This is a genomic window from Burkholderia sp. AU45251 (assembly GCF_030482905.1).
Lineage (GTDB): Bacteria > Pseudomonadota > Gammaproteobacteria > Burkholderiales > Burkholderiaceae > Burkholderia > Burkholderia aenigmatica.
Genome location: NZ_JAUJQH010000034.1, coordinates 25,720 through 50,770 on the forward strand (window position 1 = coordinate 25,720; position 25,051 = coordinate 50,770).

Sequence of the window (25,051 nt, forward strand, 5' to 3'; positions counted from 1 at the left end):
AGTCGGGTGCCGACGCACCCGTCATGTCATGGGTCAGCAAGGAGCGTGCCATTTCGACGATCGCGACAAAAAACGATCGTCTGCAGGACGAAATGCATTGCGATCGACGGCCTGTCGCAGCGCGCCCGCCGATTGCGGCATGTTGATAAGCCTGCCAGCCACGGCATCACATCCATATTCCGCAGCGCGATGAACTGGGGGAAACAGCGCTGCTGATGCGCTGCTGCGTGATCAGCAGCGCAGTGCGCGCCAAGCACGTTTTTCCGTTTCGACACGGATTCCGGCAGGCACGCGGCGGCCGTCAGGTTGCATCGGCGTCCGCTTGCCGCGTTCATGCGCCCGCGCGACGCATCGTGTCCCTGCGGTAGCGTCGGCATGGCTGCTGCATCGTCACTTTGCATGCCGCCGATCGCTGCGCCGCACGACCTCGCCGCGCGCGGCTGCGTCCAGCGCAGCAATCCGGCATTGGTTATCAGAAATCGATGTTTCCCGCGTGGCGCAAAACGTTGAACACTCTGTTGATCACGCAGCACCCGGTCAGCAACGCCCATCGCGGCCTGACCGTTTTCGTGCAGCGACCCGACGCATTCATCGCCATGACCTCCATTTCCGTATCGCCCCGCGCGGAAAGCCTGCGCGTCGTCACGCCGCCCCGCGACGAACCGGCGCCCCCTGACGCCCTGCAAATCGCCGAGCGCCTGGCGACCGGCTTTGCCCGCACCGCGGCCGAGCGCGACGAGCAGGGCGGCACGCCGAAGGCCGAGCGCGACCAGTTGCGCGACAGCGGCCTGCTCGCGCTGAGCATCCCGGCCGCCTACGGCGGCTTCGGCGCGAGCTGGCGCACGACGCTCGACGTCGTTCGCGTACTCGCGGCCGCCGACAGTTCGCTCGCGCACGTGTTCGGCTTCCATCACCTGATGCTCGCAACCGTGCGGCTGTTCGGCGCGCCCGCGCAGTGGGAATCGTGGTTCGAGCGCACCGCGCGCCAGCAGTGGTTCTGGGGTAACGCGCTGAATCCGCTCGACGCGCGCACGGTCAGCCGCTCGCGCGGCGCATGGCGCGAATTCAGCGGCCAGAAAAGCTTCTGTTCGGGGGCGCTCGATTCGCAGATGCTGATCGCGTCCGCGCACGACGCCGAGACGCGCACGTTCCTGATCGCCGCCGTGCCGACGCAGCGCAGCGGCATCTCGATCGCCGACGACTGGAACAACATCGGCCAGCGCCAGACCGACAGCGGCACGGTCACGTTCGAGCAAGTGCGCGTCGAGGATCACGAACTGTTGACGGATCCCGGCCCGCTGTCGACGCCGTTCGCGTGCCTGCGCCCGCTCGTCGCGCAGCTCGTGCTGACGAACGTGTATCTCGGCATCGCCGAAGCCGCGTTCAACGACGCGCGGCACTACACGCTGCACGAGGCACGGCCGTGGCCCGGCGCGCAGGTCGCGAGCACCGGCGACGATCCGTACATCCTCGGCCAGTACGGCGAATTCTGGGTCGGGCTCGAAGCCGCACGCGTACTCGCCGATCGCGCGGCGGACCGCCTCGATGCCGCGTGGGCACGCGATGCGGCGCTCACGCATGCGGAGCGTGGTCAGGTTGCGCTCGCCACGGCAGCCGCGAAGGTGTCGGCCGCGCGCACCGGGCTCGATCTCTGCACCCGCATGTTCGACGTCGCCGGTGCACGCGCGACGCACGGCGCGCTGCGGCTCGACCGACACTGGCGCAACCTGCGCACTCATACGCTCCACGACCCGCTCGCCTACAAGATTCGCGAGATCGGCGAATGGGCGCTCAAGCGAACCTATCCGACGCCGGGCTTCTACGCGTGAACCACTCCCCTTCCGATGCGTGGCCCGACGGCGCGCCCGTCCTCACGCTGCCCGACCGGCCCGCGCTCGCGACGTCCATTCGTGCCCGCGCGCAGGTGTTCGTCGATCCGCGCTCGGTCGCGCTGCTCGAACGGATTCGCCTGGTCGCGCCGAGCGACGCGAACGTGCTGATCGTCGGCGAGACTGGCACCGGCAAGGAACTGATCGCGCGACACGTGCACGGCCTCAGCCGCCGCAGCAACGGGCCGTTCGTCGCGGTGAATTGCGGCGCGTTCTCCGAAACGCTCGTCGAGAGCGAACTGTTCGGCCACGAGAAAGGCGCGTTTACCGGCGCGTTCAGCGCGAAGCCCGGCTGGTTCGAAGCCGCGAACGGCGGCACGCTGTTTCTCGACGAGATCGGCGACCTGCCGCTGTCGATGCAAGTCAAGCTGCTGCGCGTGCTGCAGGAGCGCGAGGTCGTGCGGCTCGGGTCGCGCACGGGCGTGCCGATCGACGTGCGCGTGGTCGCTGCGACCAACGTCGATCTGCAGCAAGCCGTCGCGAACGGACAGTTTCGCGGCGACCTGTTCTACCGGCTCAACGTCGTGCAGCTCGCGGTGCCGACGCTGCGCGAACGCCCGGGCGACATCCTGCCGCTCGCGCGCCACTTCTTCGACGACTACCGGAGCCGCCTCGGCTACGGGCCGCGCAGCATCGACGCGCGCGCCGAGCGCCGGCTCGAGGCACATGGCTGGCCCGGCAATATCCGCGAACTCGAAAACGTGATCCACCACGCGCTGCTCGTGAGCCGCCACGACGCGCTGCAGGAGGCCGACCTGCACATCGCGTCGCCGGGCGTGCCGACGGCCGCCACGACCCCACCGGAACCGGCCGCCGGCGCGCAGGCCGCGCTCGAACGTGCGCTGCGCGACCTGTTCGACGAGGATCACGGCAACCTGTTCGAACGCATCGAGGACACCGTGATGCGCGTCGCGTTCGAATTCAGCCACCGCAACCAGATCCAGGCCGCACGGCTGCTCGGCATCAGCCGCAACGTGCTGCGCGCGCGGCTGATTCGCGCGAAGGAAATTGCGGCGATGAAGTAGCCGCGTATGGGAGCGCGCCGCCGCCCCGCTCCGGCGCGATCGCGCCGCGATCCGTGCAGCAACGTCCGAACCTGATGTATCGTGGCGCGAAGCGTGCGCCGCGTCTCGCCCCCGCATACGGTCATCCCATACATGGCCGCCTGCCCCCGGCGACAGCGCGCCCGCACGATCCTCCGCAACACGAAAGGCCGTCCAGCGCCCGTGTAGGCCCGGCCGAGCCTCGTTCACCCGTCCGGAATCCGTCGCCATGAAAAAGCTTGTCAACCGCCCGTCCGATGTCGTGCGAGAAATGCTGGAAGGCATTGCACGGCAGTCGCCGCATGTCGCGATCCTCGGCGACGAGCACGTGCTCGTCCGCCAGCCGCTGCCCGAGCCGGCGCAGCGCGCCGTCGCCGTCCTCTCCGGCGGCGGCAGCGGCCACGAGCCCGCGCACGGCGGCTACGTCGGCGAAGGGATGCTGAGCGCAGCCGTCTGCGGCGAAGTGTTCACGTCGCCGTCCACCGACGCCGTGCTCGCCGCGATCCGCGCCAGCGCCGGCCCGAATGGCGCGCTGCTGATCGTGAAGAACTACACGGGCGACCGGCTCAATTTCGGGCTCGCCGCCGAGCTCGCGCGGGCCGAAGGTATTCCGGTCGAAACGGTCATCGTCGCCGACGACGTCTCGCTGCGCGGCCGCGTCGAGCGTGGCCAGCGGCGCGGGATCGCCGGCACCGTGCTGATCCACAAGCTCGCCGGCGCGGCCGCCGCGCGCGGTCTGCCGCTCGCCCGCGTCGCGGCGATCGCGCGCGACGCGGCGGCCGAGCTCGGCACGATGGGTGTCGCGCTAGACGGCTGCACGATCCCGGGCGCCGACAAGTCGGGCTTCAGCCTCGCCGATCACGAGATCGAACTCGGCCTCGGCATCCACGGCGAGAAAGGCGTCGAACGCCGCGCGCCGCTGCCGGCCGATGCGCTGGTCGACACGCTGCTGTCGAGCATCGTCGCCGATCTCGTGCTCGACCGCGGCGAGCGGGTCGCGCTGTTCGTCAACGGCCTCGGCGCGACGCCCGACATGGAACTCGCGATCGTGCTGCGCGCCGCGTACGACAACCTGCACCGGCGCGGCATCGTCGTTGCGCGCGCGTGGGCCGGCACGTTCCTGTCGGCACTGAACATGCCCGGCTGCTCGATCTCGGTGCTGCGGCTGAACGACGAACGCGCGGTGCTGCTCGACGCGCCGACGCAGGCGCGCGCATGGCCGGGCGGCGGTGCCGTGAATACGCAGATCCGCGTGGCCGCGGCCGCTGCGCAGGAAGCACCGCTGCCGCCGCTCGATGCGGCCGGCCGCGCGTGGGCGGCGCGCCTGCAACCGGCGCTGCACGCGGTCGCGCAGACGCTGATCGATCACGAGCAGACGCTGACGGATCTCGATGCGGCGGCCGGCGACGGCGATCTCGGCGCAAGCATGCTGCGCGCCGCCCAGGCAATCCTCGCACTGCCGGAAGCCGCATGCGGCACGCCGGCCGGCGCACTTGCGGCGCTCGGCGCCGCGTTGCGCCGCGCGATCGCCGGCAGTTCGGGGCCGTTCTATGCAACCGCACTGCTGCGCGCGTCGCGCCGGCTGGCCGATATCGCCGAGCCGTCGGCACGCGACTGGGCCGCGGCGTTCCGCGGCGCGGTGGATTCGATCAGCGAACTGGGCGGCGCACACGCCGGCGACCGGACGATGCTCGATGCGCTGGTACCGGCCGTCGTGGCATTCGAGCGTGCGCTCGACAACGATCGCGATCCCGCCAGCGCATGGGCGGCCGCGGTCGAAGCCGCCGAGCACGGTGCGCAGGAAACGGCACGCATGACGCCGCGCGCGGGGCGCGCGAGCTATCTCGGCGAACGCGCGATCGGCACGCCGGACGGCGGCGCGGTGGCGGTGTCGTACTGGGTGCGTGCGTTGCAGACGCACGTCGGGTGAAGCGTGAAGGTTGAAGGCGCGGAGCGCGCCTTCAATGCATCGGCACGCATGACGTCACGTCGCGTCACGTGCCGATGCCGCGAATCGCTGCGATGCGGGCGGCGTCACCTCCGCCGACTCCGCCTCGAACCGTCCGCACTCCATCAGCGCGTTTTCGTCCGCCCGGGCAACAACGCCGCGCCGACCGACGCCGCGCTGAAACTCGCGAGCCAGCACCAGTAGCCGATCGCATCGAGATGCACGGGTTCGACGTCCCCCGCTTCGTTGACGGCGATCCGGTGCTGCGTCAGGAAGCTCATCCCGAACAGCAACGCCAGTCCGGCCAGCACGATCGCCTGGGCGCGGTAGCGCTTCGCCGTCAGCAGCCAGGCCGCGAACACGAGCGGATTCGCAAGCCATGCATAGATGCCGCCGAGCACGCCCATCCAGCCCGTCAGCAGCACTTGCCAGCCGTCGGCCCACGGATGCGGGACGGGCGCGCCGGTGCGGAACGGCGCGGTGAACATGGCGACCAGATAGAACAGCACGCTGATCGCGAGCAGCACGGTCGTGGCGCGACCCATCGGCGGGCGAACGGGTGCAGTGGCGGGGATCGATGTGTTCATGGGCGGGGCGGGTGCCCGGCGTCGCAACGCGCCGCCGGAAACGCTCGATGCGGGTCGTTCAGACGCCTTCGACCAGCACGGCGCGATAGCGCGCGCCCTTGAACCGGTGCTGGGCGACGGTCTGGTATTCGGGGCCGTGATACCACGCGTGCGCGGCTTCCTTCGACGGGAACTCGACGATCACGACGCCTTCCGGGCCTTCGCCCTCGAGCGTTTCCTGCGCCCCGTAAGCCGCGAGCACCTTCACCGGATGCCCGGCGAGCGTCGCGCCGACCTTGCTCTGGTAGAGGTCGAATTCTTTCTGGTCCTGCATGCTTTCACGTGTAAACACAATGTAGGTGGCCAAGATACGTGCTCCTGATGCGATGCGTGGAAAGTGGACGGGCCGGCCGCGCGCCGCACCGTTCGGCAGGACCGCACGCGACCTGCTCGCAGCTTACAGGGGTTTGCCGACGAACGTCGGGGCTCGCCCGGGTGCACGCCCGGGCGGCGACAGCGTGCGGCAGCGGCCATCCGCAGACGGATTTTGCCGCGTCGCGGATGAACGAACGGGCGCCCGTTACGCCACGGTCGCGGTGGCCTGCATCGTCAGCCAGCCGTCGCGATCCTTCGCCCACAGCTCGATCGAATTGCCGTCGTCCGACGGCTTGCCGCACAGCGTGAACGGCTCCCCGTCGAAGGTCGGACGCACCGCGCGGAACGCGAAGCTCGCGAGCGTCGCACCGGGCCGTTCACGATGCACGAGATCGACGAGCAGCGTCGCGATCAGCGGGCCGTGCACGACGAGCCCCGGGTAGCCTTCCTCCTGCGTCACGTAACTGCGGTCATAGTGGATGCGGTGACCGTTGAAGGTCAGCGCCGAATAGCGGAACAGCAGCACGGCGTCGGCCGTGATCGTGCGCGACCACGTCTCGCCTGCCGGCGCCGCGATCGGCTTCGGCGCGGGCGCACCCGGCCGCGGCGCATCGCGATAGACGATGTCGTGCTCCTCCTCGACGCACAGCGCGCCGTCGCATTCGATCCGGTGCTGCACCGTCACGAATACGAGCCGGCCGCTGCGGCCCGTCTTGTCCTCGAGGTTCGCGATCGTCGATTCGCGCGTTGCGCGCCGCCCGGTGCGCAGCGGTGCATGGAACGTCAGGCGGCCGCCGGCCCACATGCGACGCGGCAACGGCACGGGCGGCAGGAAGCCGCCGCGCTTCGGGTGGCCATCGGGGCCGAGTTCGGCCAGCGGCGCGACCGGCAGGAAATACAGCCAGTGCCACATCGGCGGCACCACGTTGCCAGGCGACGGAAGGTCGAGCGTGGCGGCCAGCGCGTTCAGCGGGAACGCGGTGATGTCGTCGCCGAGCGTTTCGGTCTTGCCGAGCCAAGCGTCGAGCGACGCCGGGGCGGGGGGCTGCGAGGATGAGGTCGACACGTGCGGATTCTCCGGAATGCTTGCAACGGTCCCAATATGCACGCCACGCGCCGTTTCGCGAAGCCGGATTTCCCGAACCCCGGCTTCCGATCTGCCTGACCTGCCGGACGACTTTCGTCTGACCATTCGATCGCGGCCGCCGCGCGCGCCGCCGGTGCCGACAACCTTACAGCTTGACCATCCCCGGCACGCCGCCTAAATTGCTTCAAACGGGCCGGCCGCGCCGTGAGCGACGTGTCATACGGGTGACAAAAACGATAGTTTGCTATCGAATTATTTTGCCCCTATCATCTCGCCCATGACCAATCTGCACGACCTCCGCCTCGCCGTCAGCAGCCTGCTCGTGCTGTCCGCGCGCAAGTGGCGCCGCACCAGTGACGGCGTGCTGAACGCGTACAACGTGTCCGAAGCCTGCGCGACGCCGCTGCTGATCGCCGGCCGCCTCGGCGAAGGCGTGCGGCAAGGCACGCTCGCCGAACACGTCGGCATCGAAGGGCCGTCGCTCGTGCGCCTGCTCGACCAGCTGTGCGCGGCCGGCCTCGCGCGCCGCGACGAGGATCCGCACGACCGCCGCGCGAAGACGATCTCGCTGACGGCCGCCGGCCGCGCGGTCACCGCGAAGATGGAAGAAGACCTGCGCGCGCTGCGCGCCCAGGTGCTCAAGGGTGTCACGCGCGCCGATCTCGAAGCGACGCTGCGCGTGCTCGACGCCTTCAATGCATCCGAGTCGCACACGCCCGCCGCGCGCGCGTCCCACACCGGCAACGCCACGTCATGACCTATCCGAGCCTGCGCGACTGGCTGTTCTCGGGCAAGACGTTCGCCGCGTCGATGCTGGCGCTGTACCTCGGCCTGTATTTCCAGTTGCCGCGCCCGTACTGGGCGATGGCGAGCGTCTACATCGTGTCGAACCCGTTCGTCGGCGCGACGCGCTCGAAGGCGCTGTATCGCGCGCTCGGCACCGCGCTCGGCGCAGCCGCCGCGATCTTCTTCGTGCCACCGTTCGTCGAGACGCCGCTGCTGTTCGCGATCATCGTCGCCACCTGGTGCGGCACGCTGCTCTACCTCGCGATCTCCGACCGCACCGCGCGCAGCTACGTGTTCATGCTCGCCGGCTACACGATGCCGCTGGTCGCATTGCCGACGGTCACCGATCCGTCCACCGTGTTCGACGTCGCGATCGCGCGCACCGAGGAGATCGTGCTCGGCATCGTGTGCGCGAGCGTGGTCGGCAGCGCGATCTTCCCGAACCGGCTCGCGCCGACGCTGATCGAGCGCACCGACGCGTGGTTCAAGGACGCCGCGTTCTATGGCCGCGAAACGCTGTCCGGGCACATTGCCGGCAAGGCGCTGTCCGCGTGCCGGCAACGCCTCGCTGCCACCATCACGGGTCTCGAATTCCTGCTGAGTCAGCTGAGCTACGACCATGCGCATCCGCGCATCCTCGCGCGCGCACAGGCGCTCGCGGGCCGCATGCAGCTGTTCCTGCCGCTGATGTCGTCGCTCGCCGATCCGTTGATCGCGCTGATGCGCGACCTGCACATCCGGCCGGCCGGGCTCGACGAGCTGCTCGCCGATGCTGCGAAATGGTTCGACGCGCCGCTGCCTGCCGTCAGGGCCGGCAGCGACGGCGACCTGACCGACGACCCGGTCGCGGAACGCCTGCGCGAACGCATCGCCGCGCTGCAGCCCGGCGACGATGCACTGACGAGCTGGGACGGCGCCCTGCTGTCGAATGCGCTGTGGCGGCTGCGCCAGGTCATCGACATCTGGCAGGACTGCCGCTCGCTGCGCGCGCTGATCGGCAACGAAGCGGGCGTCTGGCAGCCGCGCTACCGGCACTGGCGGCTCGGCGGCACCGAGCGCTTCTTCGATCGCGGGATGATGCTGTTCTCGACGCTGACCGTCGTCGCCGCGATCGTGTTCGCGAGCTGGCTGTGGATCGCGTCCGGGTGGCACGACGGCGCCGCGGCCGTCACGCTCGTGGCCGTGTCGTGCAGCTTCTTCGCCGCGCTCGACGAGCCGGCGCCGCTGGTGTTCAAGTTCTTCCTCGCGACGACCGCGAGCGTCGTGTTCGCGGGCCTGTACCTGTTCGTCGTGCTGCCGCACGTGCACGATTTCCCGATGCTCGTGGTGATGTTCGCGGGTCCGTTCATCCTGATCGGCACCCTGCTGCCGCGCCCGCAGTTCAACATGGTGACGATGCTCGTCGCCGTGAACACGGCCACCTTCATCAGCATCCAGGGTGCGTACGACGCCGATTTCTTCGTGTTCCTGAACAGCAACCTCGCGGGTGTCGCCGGGCTGCTGTTCGCCTATGTGTGGACGCGTGCGACACGGCCGTTCGGCGCGGAACTCGCGGTGCGGCGCCTGCTGCGCTCGGGCTGGGAAGATGTCGCGCGCTCCGCGTCGACGCAACCGCTCGACGACCAGCGCAACCACGCGTCGCGGATGCTCGACCGCGTCACGCATCTGCTGCCGCGCCTCGGCGCGTCCGACGACCATCGCCATCCGTCGATCGAGAGCTTCCGCGACCTGCGCATCGCACTGAACGCGCTCGACCTGCGCCGCGCGCGCCGCAAGCTGTCGGGCGACATGCCCGATGCGATCGACCGCGTGCTGGCCGGCGTCACCGACCACTACACGCGCTGCGCCGCCGCGAACGCTCGCCAGCCGGCGCCGCCCGCGCTGCTTGCGACGATCGACGATGCGCTGCAACGCGTCGCCGGCCGCAACCTGCCGAGCGCCGCGCAGGCGGAAGACGGCGCGGCGCCCGCGGCGCCGGCCACGCCCGCCACGCATCGCCGGCTGCGCGACACGCTGCACGCGCTGGTCGGCCTGCGCCTGTCGCTGTATCCGGCCGCGGCGGGGCAGCCGCCGCAGGCGTCGGACGGGGCACGCGCATGATCCCGCTTTTCCACCCGTCTTTCCGACCGCGACCATGATCGGCGAAATCGACATCTTCGGCGTATTCGTGCCGGCTCCGCTCGTGCTGATGCTGATCGCCTACCTGATCAACATCGTCGTGCGCGCCGTGCTCGAGCGCGTCGGCTTCTACCGCCTCGTCTGGCACCGTTCGATCTTCGACCTCGGCATCTACGTGTTCGTGCTTGCCGCCGTCGTGATCGTTTCCCACCATCTCGTGGCTACCTAACGTGAAAAAAACCTGGCTCTCGGCAGGGCAAATCCTGCTCACCCTGATCGTCGTCGTCGTGGCTGCCGTCGTGCTGTGGCGCATCGTCAACTACTACATGTTCTCGCCGTGGACCCGCGACGGTCACGTGCGCGCCGACGTGATCCAGGTCGCGCCGGACGTCGCAGGCCTCATCACGTCGGTGCAGGTCGCCGACAACCAGGAGGTCAAGCGCGGCCAGGTGCTGTTCGTGATCGACCAGGCCCGCTACACGCTCGCGGAACGGCTCGCCGAAGCCACGCTCGCGCAGCGCCGCGCGACACTCGCCCAGGCGAAGCGCGAATATGCCCGCAACCTGCAGCTCGGCAACCTGGTCGCGAGCGAGCAGGTCGAGGAAAGCCGCACGCGCGTCGAACAGGGCGAAGCCGCCGTCGCCGACGCGCAGGTGTCGCTCGATACCGCCAAGCTGAACCTGCAGCGCACGACGATCGTCAGTCCCGTAGACGGCTACCTGAACGACCGCGCGCCGCGCGTCGGCGAATACGTGCCGGCCGGCCGCGCGGTGCTGTCGGTGGTCGACCGCAATTCGTTCCGCGTCGACGGCTACTTCGAGGAAACCAAGCTGCGCGGCATCCACATCGGCCAGCCGGTCGACATCATCGTGATGGGCGAGCCGCATACGCTGCGCGGCCATGTGCAGAGCATCGTCGCCGCGATCGAGGATCGCGACCGCACGCAGGGCGCGAACCTGCTGCCGAACGTGAACCCGGCATTCAGCTGGGTGCGGCTCGCGCAGCGCGTGCCGGTGCGCGTCGTGCTCGACGAGGTGCCCGACGATTTCCGGATGATCGCGGGCCGCACCGCGACCGTGTCGATGCGCGAAACCGACACGCGCCGCCACGACAACGCGAAGCCGGCAGGCGGCGCGTCGGCGGCGGCCGCCAGCACGGCATCGGCCGTCGCGCCGGTATCGACGGCTTCCGGCACAGCCGCCAGCGCAGCAGGAGCATCGCAATGAAACGGCACGGTCTGCGCCTCGCCGCGACGCTCGCGCCGCTTGCGCTCGCACTCGGCGCGTGCAAGTCCGTCGGCCCCGATTACACGCTGCCGCAGCAGGCGTACGTGAATGCGCCGCTCGCGAACCATGCGCTCGACGATGCGAACGGCACGCTCGTGTCGCGCGACGCCGTACCCGGGAACTGGTGGCAACTCTACGACGACCCCGTGCTCAACGGGCTCGTGCGCGATGCACTGAAATCGAACACCGACCTGCGCGTTGCCGCAGCCAACCTCGCACGTTCGCGTGCGGCGCTGGAAGTCGCAAACCAGCAGGGCGGCTTCTCGGGCGGCGCGGAAGCCGCCGTGCAGCGTGCGCAGGAATCGGCCGAGCAATACCTGCTCGAGAACAAGCTGCCGGTCGTCAACGAAGGCACGGTCGGCATCAACGTGTCGTACGAGATCGACCTGTTCGGCAAGCTGCGGCGCGGCGTCGAAGCCGCGCGCGCGGACAGCGAGGCCGTCCGAGCCGCCGGCGACCTGGCGCGCATCACGGTTGTCGCCGACGCCGTGCGCGCCTACGTCGAATCGTGTTCGGCCGGCGACGAGCTGGCCGTCGCGAAGCAGTCGCTCGCGCTGCAGAAGCAGCGCGTCGCGCTGTCGCAGCGGCTGCGCGATGCCGGCCGCGGCAACCAGACCGACGTGACGCGCGGCGTGACGCAGGTGCGCACCCTCGCCGCCGATATCCCGCGCTTCGAAGGCCGCCGCAAGGTCGCGCAGTACCAGCTCGCCGCGCTGCTCGCGCGATCGCCGGCCGACCTGCCGAAAGCCGTTGCCGAATGCGAGCACCTGCCGAAGCTGCGCCAGCCGATTCCGATCGGCGACGGCGCCGCGCTGCTGCGCCGCCGCCCCGACGTGCGCGAAGCCGAGCGGCAACTCGCCGCCGCGACCGCGCGCATCGGCGTGGCGACCGCCGCGCTGTACCCGTCGATCAGCATCGGCGCGTCGGCCGGCTCGGTCGGTGTCGCCGCCGACCTGTTCTCGTCCACGACGAATCGCTGGTCGTTCGGCCCGCTGATCAGCTGGTCGTTCCCCGTCAACGGCCAGCGTGCGCGGGTGCGCGAAGCCGAAGCCGCAACGGGCGGCGCGCTCGCGCACTTCGACGGTGTCGTGCTGAACGCGCTGCGCGAAACGCAGTCGAGCCTCGCGACCTACGCGGCCGACGTGCAGCGCACGGAAGCGCTGCGCACGGCCTACGAATCGGCGCGCAATTCCGCGGACGAAACGCATCGCCTCTATCTGGCCGGCCGCGAGTCGTTCATCTCCGATCTCGACGCGACGCGCACGCTGACGAGCGTGCAGGCACAGGTCGCAGCCGCCGAAGGCCAGGTCGCCGCCGACCAGGTGCGGCTCTTCCTCGCGCTCGGCGGCGGGTGGGATGACGATGCGGCGCCCGACGCGTCGAAGCCGATGTCGAAGCAGGTGCCGGCGAGCAATGCATCGGCGGCCTCGGCCGCCGTTACCGCGGCCGAGTAACCCGCCGACGAAGACCTAGAAACGCGTCTGCAACCCCACGCGCGCCAGCAGCTGATTCGGGCCGCTGGCGGTGCCGTTCGGGTCGATGATGCCGCTGACGAGTGCCTGCGCGTTGGCGTTCGCGCGCTGGTACACGGCGACCGCGTACACGGTGGTCCGCTTGGAGAGAAAGTAGTCCACCGACGCGCTCAGCTGGTGCGCGTGATTGTTCTCGAGATACGCGTTGCCCTTCATGTACATGTAGCTCGCCCCGAGCTCCAGCGCGGGGGTGACGAGGAACGTCGCGCCCAGCTCGCCCTGGGCGATCGCCTCGCCGTTCGCCCCGTTACGCACGGTCGTGACGAGCGCACTGGTCGCGAGCCGGCCGAAATCGTAGCGCGCGCCGACGCCCCAGTTGCGGATGCCGACCTGCGGCCCGCCCGGCTGCAGATACTTGACCTCGGTGAACGCGGCGGCGGCGCCGAACGCGCCGTGATCGTAATTCAGGCCGGCGCTGACGCTGTTTCCGCTTCCCATCGATCCAGGTACGCCACCGAATCCATACATCGCGCCCATTCGGAAACCGAAAATGGATGGTGACTGATACTTGACCGAGTTCGCGACCGTCTGGCCGGACATCCGGTCCCAGTCGAACTGCGCCGCGTACGGCGGGTTGTACGGAAGCGCGATTTTCTGGAACGGGCCCGCGCGAAAATCGTACAGGCCACCGACTGCAAACGCCGCATCGGTACGGCCGAAGAACAGCGAGTCGATCATGAAGTCGTACTGGTTGCCGAACTTGATCGACCCGAACCGGTTGTCGGTCAACCCGACCCATGCGTTGCGCCCGAAGAGGCCTTTGCCGGGCGGCTGGATCGCCCCCGTTCCAACCGCGATCTGGCTGACGAGATCGAAGACCGCGTGCGTGCCGCCGCCGAGATCCTCGTCCCCCCGGATACCCAGCAGATTGGGCGCCATGATGCCGTCATCGAACTTCAAGTTGCCGTGCCCGCCCGAATTGCTGACGTAGGTGATGCCCGCATCCAGAAAACCATACAGCGTAACGCTGCTACCCGTTCCCGCCTGTGCGTCGTGCACGCATGCCGACGCGCCCAGAGCGATGCCCAGCCAGACCACATTTTTCATTGCTCGTCTCCATTGACCTGATTTCCAGTTTATTTAGTTATATTGATTATTATTTGCGGACTACCGCATCGAATCGATGCGTGCCGGCATGCGTGAACGCATCCCGCGGGTGCCGGCGGTGCCAGTCCCGCCCCGCAACGCACCACTGCCTCGCGATCGAACCGCTATCGAGCGGCGGAACGCGTGTTGAGAAGATCCAGCGCGACGTCGACGATCATGTCCTCCTGCCCGCCGACCATCCGGCGCTTGCCGAGTTCGACGAGAATATCGACCGTCTTCAGCCCGTACTTCCGTGCCGCTGCTTCCGAATGGCGAAGGAAGCTCGAATAGACGCCGGCATAGCCGAGCGCGAGGGTCTCCCGATCCACCCGAACCGGCCGATCCTGCAACGGGCGCACGATGTCGTCGGCCGCATCCATCAGCAAGTGGAGATCCGTGCCGTGATGCCAGCCCAGGCGCTCGGCTGCCGCGACGAACACTTCGAGCGGCGCATTGCCGGCACCTGCCCCCATGCCGGCGAGACTCGCGTCGACCCGGTCGCAGCCTTCCTCGACGGCGACGATCGAGTTCGCGACGCCGAGGCTCAGGTTGTGGTGCGCATGCATGCCCGTCTGTGTATCGGGGTTCAGCACGGCCTTGATCGCGCGGAAGCGGTCACGCACGTCGTTCATGTTCATCGCGCCGCCGGAATCGACCACGTAGATGCAGGTCGCACCGTAGCTTTCCATTTTCTTCGCCTCGACGGCCAGCCGGTCCGGCGTCGTCATATGGCTCATCATCAGGAAGCCGACCGTGTCCATGCCGAGTGCGCGCGCATGCTCGATGTGCTGCTTCGAGATATCTGCCTCGGTGCAGTGGGTCGCGACACGCACGACGCGCGCGCCCGCATCGTATGCGGCTTTCAGGTCGTGGATCGTGCCGATGCCCGGGATCAGCAGCGTCGCGATCTTCGCGTGCGTGACGACCTCCGCCGCGGCCGCGATCCATTCGGGGTCGCCATGCGCGCCGAACCCGTAGTTGAAGCTCGATCCTTGCAGGCCGTCGCCGTGCGCGACCTCGATGCTGTCGACCTTCGCGGCATCGAGCGCGCGAGCGATCGCCTGCACGTCGTCGAGCGAATACTGATGCCGGATCGCATGCATGCCGTCGCGCAGCGTGACGTCGGAAATGGTGAGTTTCTTGCTCATGATGAAGGTCTCGTTACGCGCTCGCGCGCTGCAGCGACTGCGCCATGCGCTCGGCGGTTGCGAGCGCGGCGGACGTCATGATGTCGAGATTGCCCGCGTATGCCGGCAGGTAATGCGCCGCGCCTTCGACCTCGATGAAGATCGAGGTCTTCAGCCCGCTCATGCGGCCGAGGCCCGGGATATTGAGCGGCGCGGAGGCCGGGATCACGTCGAACTGCACCGCCTGCTTCAGGCGATAGCCCGGTACGTACGCCTGTACCGCGCGGGCCATCTCGTCCACCGACGCGGCGATCCGCGCCTCGTCGGCCGGTTCCGACAGCACGTAGACGGTGTCGCGCATCATCACCGGCGGCTCGGCCGGATTCAGGATGATGATGGCCTTGCCGTGCGCCGCGCCGCCCACCGCTTCGATCGCCTTCGACGTCGTCTCGGTGAATTCGTCGATGTTCGCGCGCGTGCCGGGCCCGGCCGACTTGCTGCTGATCGACGCGACGATCTCTGCGTAGTGCGCTTTCGCGACGCGCGACACGGCCGCGACCATCGGAATCGTCGCCTGGCCGCCGCAGGTCACCATGTTCACGTTCGGCGCGTCGAGATGCGCATCGAGATTGACGACCGGCACGCAGTACGGGCCGATCGCCGCGGGTGTCAGGTCGATGCTGCGAATGCCGGGTTTCAGCGCGCGCAGGAATGCGTCGTTCTTCACATGCGCGCCGGCCGATGTCGCATCGAACACGAAGTCGATGTCGTCGAACACCGGCAACCGTGCCAGGCCCTCGACACCCTCATGCGTCGTCGCAACGCCGAGGCGTGCCGCACGCGCAAGGCCGTCGGACGCGGGGTCGATGCCGACCATCGCGGCAACGTCGAGATGCTGTGCATGCCGCATGATCTTGATCATCAGGTCGGTGCCGATGTTGCCCGAGCCGATGATCGCGGCCTTGAGTTTCGGATGACTCATGAAAATCCTCAATCGATGAAAGTCGCGCGCACGTCGCCGAGGCCGGCAACATGCGCGACGAACGTGCCGGCGGACCGGACGGCGACCATCGGCCCGAGCGCGCCGGTCAGGATCACGTCGCCCGCGCGCAGCGGCGTGCCGAGCCGCACCATCCGGTCGGCGAGCCACGCGGCCGCGTTCAGCGGATTGCCGAGGCAGGCGCCGCCGTTGCCGCGCGACAGCACGGTGCCGTCCGACGACAGCGTCATCTCGCAGCCGGCGAGATCGACGTCCTTCAGCAGCACGGGCCGACTGCCGAGCACGAAGCGTGCGCTCGACGCGTTGTCCGCGACGGTGTCGACGAAGCGGATGTCCCAGTCGGCGATCCGGCTGTCGACGACCTCGATCGCCGCCAGCGCATACGCGCACGCGCGCTGCAGGTCGGCGAACGTGTGCTTCTCGTGCACGAGGTCGTGCTCGAGCACGAGTGCGATCTCCGCTTCGACCTTCGGCTGGATCAGTTGCGACAGTCGCATCGGCTCGGCATCGCCGGCCGCCATCGACGCGAACAGCGTGCCGAAATCGGGCTGGTCGACGCCGAGTTGCCGCTGCACCGCGAGTGACGTCAGGCCGATCTTGCGCCCCACGATGCGCTCGCCGTTGCGGACCCGCAGGTCGGCGTTGGCTTGCTGCACCGCATACGCGGCGGCACCGTCGTCCGTTGCGATCTCGTCGCGTACGGGCGCGGTCACCCGGCATTGCGCCTCCGCGTGGCGAAGGCGCGCGGCCAGCGTCTCGACTACTGTGGAATCAGCCATCTTCAAGGTTCTCCTGCACTCGGTCGGCGGTGGATGGGAATCGCGCGTACTCATCAGGCGTTTGCGATGAAATCGGCGACCAGGCGGTTGAACTCGTCCGGATGCTCGATCATTGCCCAATGCCCGCAGCGGTTCAGCAACACGAGACGCGAATCCGGAATGTTCGCGAGCAGATACAACGACGTCTCGAACGACACCACGCGATCGTCGCGACCGTGGATCAGCAGCGTGGGCGTCTTGATCGCCGGCAGCAGTTCGGGCTTCACCCACTTCGGCAACGGCGCGCCGGCAGGCAAGCCCGCCACGTAGTTGCTCAGGTGCTCGGGGCGCAGCAGCGCGGCATCCGAACGTGCCTGGCACAATTCCGGCGTCGCAAAGCGCGCCTTGTCGTACACCATGATCTCCACCAGCCGGCGCATGTGCTCCGGCGACGGATCGCGGTACGCCTGGATCAGGACCTTGAGCCCTTCGGACGGGCCGTCGCCCGCACCGAACAGCGTGGGCATGCGGCCGACCGGCGGCCCCATCGTCACGAGGTGCGTAATGCGTTCCGGATGCTCGGTCGCGAGCCGCAACGACGTCTGGCCCCCCATCGAATTGCCGACGAAGGCGGCCCGCTCGATGCCCAGCGCATCCATGAACTGGATCGCCGCGTCGACATGGTCGAGCTGCTCGACCGTCGCCGAATCGGATTGCCCCCAGCCAGGCATGTCGACGGCGAACACGTGGAACTGCTTCGCGAGTGCATCGATATTGCCGCTGAAGTTGCTCCACCCCGTCGCGCCCGGGCCGCTGCCGTGCAGCAGGATCACGGGATGACCGCTGCCGGCCTCGTGGTAATGGAGTTGCCAGTCCCGCGTCTCGACGGTGCGGCTGGTCTGAGCCTGAGTAAGCGCCATGATGGTTCCCTTCCCGAAAGTGATTGACGTGTGTCGCCCTGACGTTGCGATCGCGCCCGAGCGTGGGGCGTCAGCCGCGCAGCAGGTCCGCGACGACGTGCGGAGGACGGTGCCCCCAGGTACTGAGCCGGTCCAGGTGCTGAACTTCCCAGCTGGATTCGTCGATGACGAGCCCGCCCCAGCCGAACTCGACGTTGAAGCCCGACGGCGTACGAACGTAGAAGCTGAACATCCGGTCGTTGGGGTGCATGCCGAGGCTCATCTCGAGCGGCTGCTTCGCTTCGAGGCAGCGGTCATGCGCGAGCCCGACGTCGCCGAGATCGGCGGCCTCGATCATGAAGTGATGCATGCGTTTGCCGAACGGCATGTTGGCGAACGCGATCGTGTGATGACGCGGGTTGCAGCGCAGGAACGCCACGCTGGCGACGATGCCCGGCGCCACTTCCTCGTCGATGACGTCCGTCGTGCGGAAGCCGAGCAGTCCGTACCAGTCGACAAGCACGCGGCGGTCCGCGCCGTTCTCGATCAGCACCTGATGACCCGCGCCGATTCCACCGGTGACGAAGCGCGACACGCGTTGCGGAGACTGGAACGGCGTATCGGCGGCGGCCAGCCCGACATAGAGTTCGACGCGGTTGCCCAGCGGATCGGCCGTCACGGCGAGGCGGCGCACCGACCGTTGCGCGCACAACTGCGCATCGCCTCCGACGACGTCGTTGCCGGCTGCGCGCAACCGCCCGACGATCACATCGAGATCCGCGTCCGTTGCACAACCGAAACCGGTGAACGCGAGATCGTCGGCACGGCCCCGGACGATGATCCAGCGATGCGCCGCGTCGTCCATCCGCAAGCTCAGCATGTCGTCGGTGCGACTGCCGACCTGCATGCCGAGCAGGCCGGTCGCGAAGCGTTCCCACGCGGCAAGATCGCTTGCCTCGATGCCGACGTATCCGAGTTCCGTCACTGTACTCATCCTGATCTCCTTCATTGATTCGTCCCGCATCGGCTGACGGTGCGATCGGGTACGGCGAGGCCGCTCACGTCGGCGGCCGCGACGAACCGGTCCGGGCGCAGCGCGACCGCGCGCGCGCCGAACTTGCGCAGCCACGGCTGCAGCACACCGTCGAGATCGACGAATTCGTCGGGCCCCTGCGTATGCTCATGTTGCTGGCGCACGGCGATGTAGCGCGCGCCCAGCCGGTCCCATGCCGCCTTTTCGTCGTCGCTGAGCAGGCTGGCCGGATCGACGTCGTCGCCGAGGAGCACGAAGCCGTCACCCAGCAGGTCGTCCAGCCGCGCCATCGCGCCGCGGTTGTCGCCCACCACCGGCTGCGGCACCATCCGACCGACGACGCTCTCGCCGCCGAGCGGGCCGCGCAGCCATCCGGCCGCGAGTACGGGGGGCGCAATCAACGGCGGCTCGGGCGCATCCGGGCCGGGCGGCACGGCCAGCGCGGCCTGCTCGTCTTCCGTCAGTTCCTGCTTGATGATGCGGCCGAGCTGAACGGCGAGCTGCGTGTAGAACATCGCGTTCGGCCGGCGTTCCGTCTCGTAGGTATCGAGAAAATCTTCGGATAACGTACCGTTCAGTACACCAGAAAGTTTCCAGCCGAGATCGAAGGCATCGCGCATGCCGGTCTGCATGCCGGCACCGGCCCACGGCGGCATCAGGTGCGCGGCGTCGCCGGCGAGAAACGCACGGCCGGCGCGCCACGTATCGGCCATGCGCGTGTGATGCCGGTAGAACGCGTACTGATGGATCTCGACGTCGTCCTCGCTCACGCCGAGCGCCTTCAGCAGCGGCCAGACCTGCTCGTGGGTCGCGAAATCGGCCTCGCTTTCGCCGGGCTTGAGCGGCAGTTCCCAGCGATGATTGCCGCCGGACAGCGCGATATCGACCACGGGCCGTTCCTTGTCGGACCAGAAGGTCAGCAGGTTGCGATCCGGCCACCAGCGCTTCACGCGGCAGTCGATCACGATCCATTGCACGTCCAGCGTATCGCCGAGCAGCTTGATGCCCAGCATGCCGCGCGTCGCGCTGCTCCCGCCGTCGCATCCGATCACGTAGCGCACGCGCGTGTCGTTCGTTTCGCCGGTGGCCGTATTTCTCGTGCAGACGGTGACGCCCGCTTCGTCCTGCGTCAGCGAGACCACCTCGAAGCCGTAGCGCACGTCGATCTCGCGTTCGTACTTCGCCGCGCATTCACGCAATGCCGCTTCCATCGTCGGCTGATAGATGTTGAAGAAGCGCGGCTTGATGCCGAGCGTCGACGGCGGGTGTTCGATGCGCATGATCTCGGTGCCGTCGTAGCGCATCCAGCGCAGCGCGCGCTGCGGATCGATGTGCTTCAGCACCGCCTCGTCGACGCCGAGATTCTGGAAGATCCGCATCGTCCAGTCGTTGACCGTCACCGCCCGCGCCCGCGGATAGATCTCGCGGTGCCGTTCGAACGCCACGCAGGAAATGCCGTGCCGGGCCAGCGTGAGCGCGGCGATGACGCCGGTCGGACCATAGCCAACGATCGCAACGTCGGCGTCGTACTCATGAGTCATGGGTTGTCTCCTTCTCCTGTAGTGCGTTCGCCACGCGGTGTGACGGTCCATGTCTTCGATGAACGGATTGTACCGATAGGTCCAAAACTGAAAATCTAGGGAAAACACGTATTGGACCAATTGGTCCAATACTTGAGGGGCGTATACTTTTGGAATGGACAATCCACAACAAATCGGTAACCGGCGCGGTCAGAAATCGCGCCAGGAAATCCTCGACGCGGCGGCCCGCGTCATGTCGGCCTATGGCTATGCCGGCACATCGATGTCGGCGCTGGTCGAAGCGACCGGCATCCCGAAGAGCGCGATCTACCATCACTTCGGTTCCAAGGCAGGCTTGCTCGCGGAAGTAATGGCGCAAGGCGCGCGCGGTTTCTTCGACGCGATGCGCAATGCGCACGAGAACCCGCCCGACGGCACGCCGCGCGAGCGGCTCGGCTGGTATCTGCAGAAGACCGGCGAGGTCTTCCTGCACCGCGAGAATTTCCTGCGCCTGCTGTTCGTGATGGTCATGAGCAACGAGGCGGCGGAGCCGGAAGCGATGCAGACCGTCGTCGACGTGCGCACCGAAGGCCGCGACTACATGCGCGAGATGATTCGCAACGCGTTCAGCCAGGATGGCAAGGGCATGACCGCCGCCACCGCGGACGATCTCGCGTACTTCGGCATGATGGGTTTCGACGGCGCCTTCGTCTCGTTGCAGTCGGGCGATCCGAGATCGATGACAAAACACATGGCGCAACTGACCGATGCGCTCGTCGCGCTGGGCGAGGCTCGGGTCACCCCGGCCCGCAAGACGGCGGCTCCGCGCGCCACGTCGAAGCGCAGCTAGGCGCAGTTAGGCGCGCTGGCCGCGAACGGGCAGACGCTTCGCGCCGTCCCGCAGCGCAGCATGCGTCGCGGAACGACCGTGACGCCGCCGTTCTACTCACCGGGCGATGCGCGCGAGACCACGCCGGGCTCACCAGAAGCTTCCGACGGGCGGACCACTGGGCAAGCACACGAGCGTTCGCCACCCGAATGTCGGGCATCGCAAACCCGAGCCGCATTTCGCCGGCTATTGACGGTAAACTCGTCCGCAATTCCCGTCTTCTACCCACCGCCCGCCGGGCGGCTCATTTTCCGGAGATCCATCATGCGAACCAGCGCCCGCAACCACTTCGCCGGCCAGGTCAGCGCCGTCAAGACCGGTGCCGTCAACGACGAAATCACGCTCCGCACGCAGGACGGCCTCGACATCGTCGCCGTGATCACCCACGGCAGCGCGGCTTCGCTGGGCCTCGCGGCCGGCTCGAAGGCATTCGCACTCGTGAAGGCGTCGTCGGTCATCGTGATGGTCGACGTCGACAGCAGCAAGGTGTCGGCCCGCAACTGCGTCGCGGGCACCGTATCGTCGGTCGTGAAAGGCGCGGTCAATTCGGAAGTCGTGATCAAGGCCGCGGGCGGCGCCGAGATCGTCGCGATCGTCACCAACGACAGCGTCGATCGCCTCGGCCTCGCGAGCGGCTCGGCCGCATCCGCGATCTTCAAGGCATCGAGCGTGATCGTCGGCGTCGAGTAAACGGGTGACGATCGCGATGGCGATCCGTTTGGCACTGCTCATTCACACGAATCGCATCATGCGACTGTCGGGCCGGTGCACACGATGACCGCCGCGTTCGATCACGCTCAACAACGGGCGCTGGCGTCGCTGCTATCCGCAGCGGCCAGCGCCGACACGCCCGATGCACGACTGTTCGGCGCGCTCGTTGCGGCACGCGCGCGCCGCAACGAACTCGGGCTGCTCGGCCTGTCTCACGCACAGCTGGCCGGCCTGCTGGCGCGACAGTTTCCGCGCCTGCCTGCGGCCAATACCGCGGCACTCATGACGCCGGCCTCAGTGGCGCTGCTGCCCTCCATCCACACGACGTTCGTCGCGACGCTGCACGCGCGGCTGATGGGCGACGCGAATCCCGCTGCCGACCGCGACGACGCCGGTTGCCTCGCGTCGATCATCGCGCACGCGTGCCTGCGCCCCGATCATCTGTGGCGCGATCTCGGGCTCGACGGGCGTGATGCGGTATCCGCGATGCTCGATCGCTATTTCCCCGCGCTTGCCGCGCGCAACGTCGCTCACCTGCGCTGGAAGAAATTCCTCGCACAGGAGGTGGCCGCAGCGCTCGATGTGCCGCCGTGCCCTGCCCCCGGGTGCCCGGGCTGCGAGGATTTCGGTTTCTGCTTTCCTCAGGCGCGATAGTCACCACAACGGCCGGTGCCGCCCTCCTCAAGCACGGTGACCTGTCGCCGGCATGCTTTTCGCACCCCGAACGCGATCCGGCGACGAGCGGGTTCAGTTGCTGCTTCCGGCTTGCGGACGTCGGCACGTTCTTCGACGACGTGCCCGCAGCCGGCATTCCGGAGCAGGCGACCGGCTGGCCACGTGCACGCCGGCCGACGCACGAAGCCTGGGACGACACGGTCGGCGCACTGATCGATCCGGACAGTTCGCCGATCCGGTTGATCGAGACCGAAGATCAGGCTCACATACGCAGTGGCTGCCGCGATCGGGCGGTGCCGCAACCAGAGGCGCGCGCGATGCGGCGCATGCCCCATAAACGGTTACCTTGCGATCCGTATCGTCCGCCGTTCATGCCACGGTCAATGCCGGTGCCGATGATGAATGTCCGGAAAATGCGCATGGCTGTGCGTGATCGGCAGATGCACGTGCGGATGCGTGTGCGGTTCGTTGCCGTCGTACGCAAAATCGTGCGCATGCTGGTGATGTTCGTCGTGCCGATGGCGGTGCGTGTGCTCGAGCCGCTCGTGCGCATGCGTGTGTTCATGCCGTTCGCGAACGTGCAGCCAGATGCCGAGCGCCATCAGCGCGGCGGCGATCCAGAACGTCGCGGGCGGCAGTGCGGGCCAGATCAGCAGCGACAGCACGACGCCGAACAGCGGCGCGATCGAGAAATACGCACCGGTGCGCGCGCTGCCGAGATGACGCAGCGCGACGACGAACAACACGAGGCTGATCCCGTAGCCGCCGAGCCCTGTCAGCATCGCGGCGGCCGTGACCGGGACAGCCGGCAGCGTCGCACCGGTCGCCAACGCGATGCCGATGTTCACGGGTCCGGCGATCAGCCCCTTCACGCACGCGATGACCATCGCGTCGTTCGCGGCGACCTTGCGGGTCAGGTTGTTGTCGATCGCCCAGCACAGGCATGCGCCGACGATCAGCAACGCGCCGACCGGTATGCCGGCCCGGCCCGGCGTCCACGACAGCAGCGTGCCGCCGGCGACGATCGCGACCATCCCGAGAAACACCTGCGTATCCACGTTCTCGCGAAACACGACCCACGCGATGACAGCCGTCAGCACGCCTTCGAGATTGAGCAGCAATGCGCTCGTTGCTGCGGGTGTGCTCGACAGCCCAAGCATCAGCAAAGCCGGGCCGGCCACGCCGCCCGCCACGATCGCGCCGGCCAGCCACGGCAAGTCGGCGCGCTGCAGCGGCGCGGCGTCTGCGGTCGGTGCATGACGGTTGTGCAGACGACGAAGCAGGATCCCGATACCGAGCCCGACGCCGCTGCCGAGATAGAACAGGCCGGCGACCATGAACGGCGACATCGCGCCGATCAGCGCCTTGGCGAGCGGTGTCGCGGCGCCGAACAGCGCGGCAGCGGTGAGCGCGACGAGAATCGCGGAATGTCTCGAGTGCATGATCCGGTTTGAATTGACGTTGAAAGGCGCCGGCCGTGGCGTCGAGTCGTGTCGCAGTCGGCTTTCAGTACCTTTCGAAATGCAAGCTGCATCGCACCGGCCAGCTTGCTGCGCGACCCCACGACCCGGTCGGGATTATCGCGCGTCATCATGTCACGATGACCGGGTGCGAACATCCACACGCCAATCGACGGCTCCGGCATGACTCTATTTTAGGAAACCGAATTAATTGAATGAAGCGTGGCCGCGTTGAGGATGGGCGTACCGTCCATGCGCATACGACAACGTCGACACATCGCGCATGCAGCGCCGATCGACGAACTTTCTTCGTCCGATCGCGTGGTCGGTTCAAGGCGGGATGGATAAGGGCCCGGCACGTCGAGCGCCGGTGGGTGCGGTCCTGACCTGCCTCTGTCGAGGCAGGTCAGCCTGCCGTGTCATTCGCCGCACACGATATGCATGCGAGGCAGCGCCGTGCGGGATGCAGCGGCGCGGTGCCGGTTACTCGTTTCCGGCCGTTTGCTGCTCGACCTGCGGCGCTGCGTCGGCTTGCGCCTCCACGTTCGCCGGTTGCGGCTCGGCTGCGGCGGCCTCGGCTTGCTGCTCGGCCTTCGGCTGCTGCGGCGTGCCCTTGGCCGATTGCGCCGCGCCCTTGCCGGGGCGGCGAGCCTTCAGCCGGCGCGCCCGCGCAGCGTCGTCATGCGTGACGCGCCCTGCTTCGTTGCCCTGCAGATCGACCCGCACCGCGTCTTCGACGAGGCACGACCAGTAACGGTTACCACGGCACCACGTCGACATCGCTTCGCGCAGTTCGGCTTCGTTGAGCCCGACGGCCTGTGCTTCACGTGCGAGGTCGTCCCAGATACCGACCTTGAGCGGCACTTTAGGGGCCGGATTCTTCGGGAACGCACGCGGAAACTTACGCTGCAGTTTGCCAATCGCAACGATGACCGGATCCACCGGCGCCGACGGCTTCGCCGAAGCGGGCTTCGCGCGATGCGGTGCTTTGCCGCCGGCCGCAGCCGGCTTGGCGCCACGCTGCGGCTGGTCACCGGACTTCGGCTTCGCGCCGGTGTCCGCCGGCGCTGCCGGCCGCTTCGCGTTGCGCTCCTGCTTGGCCTTCGCTGCGAGCTGCGCCCGCAATTCGGCAAGTTGTTCAAAACCCATAAATTCAATCCACCAGGAATATAAGGTGTGGTTCGTGCGGCCATGCCGCGCGGCGCAAAAGCTTCGCCGCCGTGCGGGCGACCCGTCTGCCGCCGATGCGGAACACAACGGGGC

24 protein-coding genes and 1 pseudogene are annotated in these 25,051 nt (G+C 68.0%); 12 read left to right on the forward strand and 13 right to left on the reverse strand.

All coding sequences use genetic code 11. From position 1 onward, the window contains the following. Positions 1-26: 26 nt before the first annotated feature. Positions 27-551, reverse strand: coding sequence for a hypothetical protein (locus tag QZM67_RS35975; protein ID WP_301810812.1), 525 nt, complete (start codon positions 549-551; stop codon positions 27-29). On the opposite strand from QZM67_RS35975, the gene QZM67_RS35980 reads away from it, so the two are divergent. The 3 genes from QZM67_RS35980 (at position 483) to QZM67_RS35990 (ending at position 4,862) form a co-directional block, all read left to right on the forward strand. After that, positions 483-1,829, forward strand: a complete 1,347-nt coding sequence (locus tag QZM67_RS35980; protein WP_301810763.1) for an acyl-CoA dehydrogenase family protein — start codon at positions 483-485, stop codon at positions 1,827-1,829. The genes QZM67_RS35975 and QZM67_RS35980 overlap by 69 nt on opposite strands. After that, positions 1,826-2,914 (forward strand): sigma-54-dependent Fis family transcriptional regulator, encoded by a 1,089-nt coding sequence (locus tag QZM67_RS35985; protein ID WP_301810765.1) that lies wholly within the window; start codon positions 1,826-1,828, stop codon positions 2,912-2,914. The genes QZM67_RS35980 and QZM67_RS35985 overlap by 4 nt, the downstream gene beginning before the upstream one ends. A 247-nt stretch (positions 2,915-3,161) precedes the next feature. Then, the gene (locus tag QZM67_RS35990) at positions 3,162-4,862 is read left to right on the forward strand and encodes a dihydroxyacetone kinase family protein (RefSeq protein WP_301810767.1); all 1,701 of its coding nucleotides are present in this window, start codon (positions 3,162-3,164) and stop codon (positions 4,860-4,862) included. Between the two features lie 143 nt (positions 4,863-5,005). On the opposite strand, the gene QZM67_RS35995 is transcribed toward QZM67_RS35990, so the two are convergent. The 3 genes from QZM67_RS35995 to QZM67_RS36005 all read right to left on the reverse strand — a co-directional run bounded on the left by QZM67_RS35995 (position 5,006) and on the right by QZM67_RS36005 (position 6,887). Then, the gene (locus tag QZM67_RS35995; protein WP_301810769.1) at positions 5,006-5,467 is read right to left on the reverse strand and encodes a hypothetical protein; all 462 of its coding nucleotides are present in this window, start codon (positions 5,465-5,467) and stop codon (positions 5,006-5,008) included. 58 nt (positions 5,468-5,525) lie between these two features. Beyond that, positions 5,526-5,813: a DUF1330 domain-containing protein gene (locus QZM67_RS36000; RefSeq protein ID WP_301810771.1), complete on the reverse strand. Its 288-nt coding sequence runs from the start codon at positions 5,811-5,813 to the stop codon at positions 5,526-5,528. 213 nt (positions 5,814-6,026) lie between these two features. After that, positions 6,027-6,887: a MaoC family dehydratase N-terminal domain-containing protein gene (locus tag QZM67_RS36005; RefSeq protein ID WP_301810773.1), complete on the reverse strand. Its 861-nt coding sequence runs from the start codon at positions 6,885-6,887 to the stop codon at positions 6,027-6,029. A gap of 298 nt (positions 6,888-7,185) precedes the next feature. Between QZM67_RS36005 and QZM67_RS36010 the strand changes: the two genes are divergently transcribed. Genes QZM67_RS36010 through QZM67_RS36030 form a run of 5 tightly spaced genes read left to right on the forward strand, consistent with a single transcriptional unit; the run spans position 7,186 to position 12,552 of the window. Next, positions 7,186-7,665 carry a MarR family winged helix-turn-helix transcriptional regulator gene (locus QZM67_RS36010; RefSeq protein ID WP_043185339.1) on the forward strand — a complete coding sequence of 160 codons (480 nt, stop codon included), beginning with the start codon at positions 7,186-7,188 and terminating at the stop codon, positions 7,663-7,665. Beyond that, positions 7,662-9,794, forward strand: coding sequence for an FUSC family protein (locus tag QZM67_RS36015; protein ID WP_301810776.1), 2,133 nt, complete (start codon positions 7,662-7,664; stop codon positions 9,792-9,794). Before QZM67_RS36010 ends, QZM67_RS36015 begins: the two co-directional genes overlap by 4 nt. Before the next feature lie 34 nt (positions 9,795-9,828). Then, a complete protein-coding gene (locus QZM67_RS36020) occupies positions 9,829-10,041 on the forward strand; it encodes a DUF1656 domain-containing protein (protein ID WP_039369242.1) in 213 nt (70 codons plus the stop codon). A gap of 1 nt (position 10,042) precedes the next feature. Continuing rightward, positions 10,043-11,038, forward strand: coding sequence for an HlyD family secretion protein (locus QZM67_RS36025; protein WP_301810777.1), 996 nt, complete (start codon positions 10,043-10,045; stop codon positions 11,036-11,038). Continuing rightward, positions 11,035-12,552 (forward strand): efflux transporter outer membrane subunit, encoded by a 1,518-nt coding sequence (locus QZM67_RS36030; RefSeq protein WP_301810778.1) that lies wholly within the window; start codon positions 11,035-11,037, stop codon positions 12,550-12,552. Before QZM67_RS36025 ends, QZM67_RS36030 begins: the two co-directional genes overlap by 4 nt. Positions 12,553-12,567: 15 nt before the next feature. Here QZM67_RS36030 and QZM67_RS36035 read toward each other — a convergent pair whose 3' ends face one another. The 7 genes from QZM67_RS36035 to QZM67_RS36065 form a co-directional block, all read right to left on the reverse strand. Then, positions 12,568-13,677 carry a porin gene (locus tag QZM67_RS36035; protein ID WP_301810779.1) on the reverse strand — a complete coding sequence of 370 codons (1,110 nt, stop codon included), beginning with the start codon at positions 13,675-13,677 and terminating at the stop codon, positions 12,568-12,570. A gap of 164 nt (positions 13,678-13,841) precedes the next feature. Then, positions 13,842-14,864: a 4-hydroxy-2-oxovalerate aldolase gene (gene dmpG, locus QZM67_RS36040; protein WP_175025381.1), complete on the reverse strand. Its 1,023-nt coding sequence runs from the start codon at positions 14,862-14,864 to the stop codon at positions 13,842-13,844. A 13-nt stretch (positions 14,865-14,877) separates the two neighbouring features. Next, entirely contained in the window at positions 14,878-15,825 is a 948-nt protein-coding gene (locus tag QZM67_RS36045; RefSeq protein ID WP_301810780.1) for an acetaldehyde dehydrogenase (acetylating), read from the reverse strand. An 8-nt stretch (positions 15,826-15,833) separates the two neighbouring features. After that, on the reverse strand, positions 15,834-16,622 hold the full coding sequence (locus QZM67_RS36050; protein ID WP_301810781.1) for a fumarylacetoacetate hydrolase family protein: 789 nt from the start codon (positions 16,620-16,622) through the stop codon (positions 15,834-15,836). A gap of 53 nt (positions 16,623-16,675) precedes the next feature. After that, a complete protein-coding gene (locus QZM67_RS36055) occupies positions 16,676-17,521 on the reverse strand; it encodes an alpha/beta fold hydrolase (protein ID WP_301810783.1) in 846 nt (281 codons plus the stop codon). A 70-nt stretch (positions 17,522-17,591) separates the two neighbouring features. Then, positions 17,592-18,494 (reverse strand): VOC family protein, encoded by a 903-nt coding sequence (locus QZM67_RS36060; RefSeq protein WP_301810785.1) that lies wholly within the window; start codon positions 18,492-18,494, stop codon positions 17,592-17,594. 11 nt (positions 18,495-18,505) lie between these two features. Further along, positions 18,506-20,074 (reverse strand): bifunctional 3-(3-hydroxy-phenyl)propionate/3-hydroxycinnamic acid hydroxylase, encoded by a 1,569-nt coding sequence (locus tag QZM67_RS36065; protein WP_301810786.1) that lies wholly within the window; start codon positions 20,072-20,074, stop codon positions 18,506-18,508. Between the two features lie 154 nt (positions 20,075-20,228). On the opposite strand from QZM67_RS36065, the gene QZM67_RS36070 reads away from it, so the two are divergent. The 4 genes and pseudogenes from QZM67_RS36070 to QZM67_RS36085 form a co-directional block, all read left to right on the forward strand. Continuing rightward, a complete protein-coding gene (locus QZM67_RS36070) occupies positions 20,229-20,903 on the forward strand; it encodes a TetR/AcrR family transcriptional regulator (RefSeq protein WP_301810788.1) in 675 nt (224 codons plus the stop codon). A 303-nt stretch (positions 20,904-21,206) separates the two neighbouring features. After that, positions 21,207-21,632, forward strand: coding sequence for a molybdopterin-binding protein (locus QZM67_RS36075; RefSeq protein WP_043185362.1), 426 nt, complete (start codon positions 21,207-21,209; stop codon positions 21,630-21,632). Between the two features lie 84 nt (positions 21,633-21,716). Beyond that, positions 21,717-22,307, forward strand: coding sequence for a nitrogen fixation protein NifQ (locus QZM67_RS36080; RefSeq protein ID WP_301810789.1), 591 nt, complete (start codon positions 21,717-21,719; stop codon positions 22,305-22,307). A gap of 56 nt (positions 22,308-22,363) precedes the next feature. Continuing rightward, positions 22,364-22,576, forward strand: a pseudogene (locus tag QZM67_RS36085) (bleomycin resistance protein); the annotation flags it as partial. A gap of 132 nt (positions 22,577-22,708) precedes the next feature. On the opposite strand, the gene QZM67_RS36090 reads toward QZM67_RS36085, so the two are convergent. Both QZM67_RS36090 and QZM67_RS36095 read right to left on the reverse strand, forming a co-directional pair. Then, entirely contained in the window at positions 22,709-23,770 is a 1,062-nt protein-coding gene (locus QZM67_RS36090) for a DMT family transporter (protein WP_043185367.1), read from the reverse strand. A 501-nt stretch (positions 23,771-24,271) separates the two neighbouring features. After that, on the reverse strand, positions 24,272-24,937 hold the full coding sequence (locus tag QZM67_RS36095; RefSeq protein ID WP_301810810.1) for a ProQ/FinO family protein: 666 nt from the start codon (positions 24,935-24,937) through the stop codon (positions 24,272-24,274). Positions 24,938-25,051 lie beyond the last annotated feature (114 nt).